Annotated in this window: 6 protein-coding genes and 1 pseudogene; all 7 read right to left on the bottom strand. The window is 60.0% G+C overall.

Features of this window, described 5'->3' with window-relative positions; all coding sequences use genetic code 11:
* Window positions 1–162: 162 nt before the first annotated feature.
* On the bottom strand, window positions 163–471 hold the full coding sequence (gene rpsQ / locus ABRP95_RS11960) for a 30S ribosomal protein S17 (protein WP_023025182.1): 309 nt from the start codon (window positions 469–471) through the stop codon (window positions 163–165).
* A gap of 2 nt (window positions 472–473) precedes the next feature.
* On the bottom strand, window positions 474–704 hold the full coding sequence (gene rpmC, locus ABRP95_RS11955) for a 50S ribosomal protein L29 (protein WP_005276944.1): 231 nt from the start codon (window positions 702–704) through the stop codon (window positions 474–476).
* A complete protein-coding gene (gene rplP / locus ABRP95_RS11950) occupies window positions 704–1,120 on the bottom strand; it encodes a 50S ribosomal protein L16 (RefSeq protein WP_005276943.1) in 417 nt (138 codons plus the stop codon). The genes rpmC and rplP overlap by 1 nt, the downstream gene beginning before the upstream one ends.
* A 3-nt stretch (window positions 1,121–1,123) precedes the next feature.
* Window positions 1,124–1,870, bottom strand: coding sequence for a 30S ribosomal protein S3 (rpsC, locus tag ABRP95_RS11945; RefSeq protein WP_005276941.1), 747 nt, complete (start codon window positions 1,868–1,870; stop codon window positions 1,124–1,126).
* Complete coding sequence (gene rplV / locus ABRP95_RS11940; RefSeq protein WP_005276938.1) at window positions 1,870–2,232, bottom strand: 50S ribosomal protein L22; 363 nt, start codon at window positions 2,230–2,232, stop codon at window positions 1,870–1,872. Before rplV ends, rpsC begins: the two co-directional genes overlap by 1 nt.
* A 3-nt stretch (window positions 2,233–2,235) precedes the next feature.
* Window positions 2,236–2,514: a 30S ribosomal protein S19 gene (rpsS, locus tag ABRP95_RS11935; RefSeq protein ID WP_005276936.1), complete on the bottom strand. Its 279-nt coding sequence runs from the start codon at window positions 2,512–2,514 to the stop codon at window positions 2,236–2,238.
* A 13-nt stretch (window positions 2,515–2,527) separates the two neighbouring features.
* Window positions 2,528–2,834, bottom strand: a pseudogene (locus ABRP95_RS11930) (50S ribosomal protein L2); the annotation flags it as partial.

The raw sequence follows: 2,834 nt of genomic DNA, 5'->3' as shown, positions 1-2,834 counted from the left end.
GGTTCGGGGCCTCGCGGTGAAAGACTGGGGCCTTTCTTCAGACGACGTCACGTGGGTGCCCTACTGGTTCTATGGAAGAGCCCGGCCTTAAGAACTCTGAAACAGCGAAAAGCCCCTGTATCGAACCAAATGGTCCGGTACAGGGGCTGCGCTGGCTAGGGTTTACTTAGCCTTCTCGATGATCTTTACGAGACGGAAGTGCTTGTCCTTGGACAGCGGGCGGGTCTCAGCGATACGTACGAGATCGCCTACGCCTGCGGTTTCTTCCTCATCGTGCGCCTTAACCTTCTTGTTAGAGCGCATAATCTTGCCGTACAGAGCGTGCTGCTTGCGGTCTTCCAACTCGACGACAATGGTCTTGGACATCTTGTCCGAGACGACGTAGCCGGTGCGGACCTTAGGAGCACCCTTGACCTTCTCCTTCTTCGGAGTTGGTCCCTTCTTGGATTCAGTCACGTTAGCCTCACTCATGATTAAGCCTCAGCTCCCGGAGCGACAGACAGGCCCAGCTCGCGCTCGCGCAGAACGGTGTAGATGCGGGCAATGTCGCGCTTAACCGTGCCGATGCGGCGGTTGTTGGTCAGCTGGCCGGTGGCCTTCTGGAAACGAAGGTTGAACAGTTCTTCCTTCGCATCCTTCAGACGGGTTTCCAGCTCTGCGTTGTCGAGCTCACGGAACTCGTGGGCGGGGGTACCGGTTGCCATTAGAACTGGTCCTCCTTCTTGATGATGCGGACCTTGCAAGGAAGCTTCTGGCCAGCGCGGCGCAGAGCCTCGATTGCAACAGCCTCAGTTGGGTAGCTCATCTCGAAAAGTACGCGGCCAGGCTTCACGTTAGCCACCCACTTCTCAACCGGGCCCTTACCGGAACCCATACGAACACCGAGCGGTTTCTGGGTCAACGGACGGTCCGGGAAGATGTTGATCCACACCTTGCCACCACGCTTAACGTGGCGGTTGATGGCAATACGTGCGGCCTCAATCTGACGGTTGGTGATGTACGCAGGCTCCAGTGCCTGGATTGCGTAATCGCCGAAGTTAATGCGGTTTCCGCCCTTGGACACGCCACGACGGCTCGGGCGGTGCTGACGGCGGTACTTAACACGCTTAGGAATCAGCATGGATTAGCCCTCCTGCTTCTGCTGTGCACGCTGGCGGCGCTGGCCACCGCGACGGGAGCGACCATTGCGGTCACCACGGCCACGGCCCTGTGCCGGAGCGTTCAGTTCGGACTCGCGTACGCCACCGACGACGTCACCCTTGTAGATCCACACCTTGATGCCGATGCGGCCGAAGGTGGTGTGGGCCTCTGCGGTGCCGTAGTCGATCTCGGCGCGAAGAGTGTGCAGCGGAACGCGGCCCTCGTGGTAGCGCTCAACGCGGGACATTTCTGCACCGCCCAGGCGCCCGGACAGCAGAATCTTGATGCCCTTAACCTGTGGCTGGCGCATAGCGGACTGGATAGCCTTGCGCATTGCACGACGGAATGCGACGCGGTTAACCAGCTGCTCCGCGATGGAGTGAGCAACCAGGGTTGCGTTTGCGTCTACCTGCTTGACCTCGAGGATGTTGAGGGCAACCATCTTGCCGGTGAGCTTTTCCAGCTCGCGGCGGATGCGGTCAGCCTCAGCACCGCGGCGGCCAATCACGATGCCCGGACGGGCGGTGTGAATGTCCACGCGGACGCGGTCACGGGTGCGCTCGATAACGATGTCGGCGATGCCGGCGCGCTCGAGGCCCTTGTTGAGGTAGTTACGAATCTTGATGTCTTCGGCTACGTAGTTCGCGTAGTCCTTATCCGCGAACCAGTGGGTCTTCCAGTCGGAAGTGATGCCCAAACGTAGGCCGTGAGGATGGATCTTCTGGCCCATTACTTGGCCCCTTCCTGCTGGCTTTCGACAACCACGGTGATGTGGCTGGTGCGCTTACGAATCATGAATGCACGACCCTGTGCACGCGGCTGGAAACGACGCATGGTCGGCCCCTCGTTGGCGTATGCCTCGGAGATGACCAGGGTGCGTGGGTCGAGGCCGAAGTTGTTCTCAGCGTTAGCGGCTGCGGAAGCAACGACCTTTGCAACTGGCTTGGAAGCACCCTGCGGTGCGTACTTCAGGATTGCCAAAGCTTCGCTTACGGACTTGCCGCGGACCAGATCGAGCACACGACGTGCCTTCATCGGGGTAACGCGGACGTAGCGGGCCGTGGCGGATGCGGAGGTGATGGTCTCACTCATCGCTTATCGACGTCCCTTCTTGTCATCCTTGACGTGACCCTTAAAGGTCTTGGTTGGTGCAAACTCGCCCAACTTGTGGCCGACCATGGAGTCCTCGATGAAGACCGGCACATGCTTGCGGCCGTCGTGGACGGCGAAGGTGTGTCCGATGAAATCGGGGAGAATGGTCGAGCGGCGAGACCAGGTCTTGATGACCTGCTTGGTGCCTGCATCGTTTTGAGCATCCACCTTGTTGAGGAGGTGCTCATCGACGAACGGGCCTTTCTTAAGGCTGCGTGGCATTGTTTACCTCCTCTTAGCGCTTCTTGTTCGGGCGACGGCGGCGCACGATCATGTTGTTGGAGTAACGGTTCGGGTTGCGGGTGCGACCCTCCTTGTGACCCCATGGGGACACTGGGTGGCGACCACCGGAGGTCTTACCCTCACCACCACCGTGTGGGTGGTCAACCGGGTTCATAACGACACCACGGACGGTCGGGCGAACGCCCTTCCAACGCATGCGGCCGGCCTTGCCCCAGCGGATGTTCATCTGCTCGGCGTTGCCAACTTCACCAACCGTTGCGCGGCAACGGATGTCCACGCGGCGGATTTCAGAAGACGGC

Origin of the sequence: Corynebacterium sp. KPL2895, assembly GCF_040225815.1 — a bacterium.
Taxonomy (GTDB): Bacteria; Actinomycetota; Actinomycetes; order Mycobacteriales; family Mycobacteriaceae; genus Corynebacterium; species Corynebacterium rhinophilum.
Note: the sequence above shows the minus strand (reverse complement) of the source record. Positions and strands in the feature narration are given on the sequence as shown.

What these genes read in the sequence shown, in the direction of transcription:
- rpsQ (WP_023025182.1), bottom strand. Translation starts at nt 471, where the DNA reads ATGAGTGAGGCTAACGTGACTGAATCCAAGAAGGGACCAACTCCGAAG.
- rpmC (WP_005276944.1), bottom strand. Translation starts at nt 704, where the DNA reads ATGGCAACCGGTACCCCCGCCCACGAGTTCCGTGAGCTCGACAACGCA.
- rplP (WP_005276943.1), bottom strand. Translation starts at nt 1,120, where the DNA reads ATGCTGATTCCTAAGCGTGTTAAGTACCGCCGTCAGCACCGCCCGAGC.
- rpsC (WP_005276941.1), bottom strand. Translation starts at nt 1,870, where the DNA reads ATGGGCCAGAAGATCCATCCTCACGGCCTACGTTTGGGCATCACTTCC.
- rplV (WP_005276938.1), bottom strand. Translation starts at nt 2,232, where the DNA reads ATGAGTGAGACCATCACCTCCGCATCCGCCACGGCCCGCTACGTCCGC.
- rpsS (WP_005276936.1), bottom strand. Translation starts at nt 2,514, where the DNA reads ATGCCACGCAGCCTTAAGAAAGGCCCGTTCGTCGATGAGCACCTCCTC.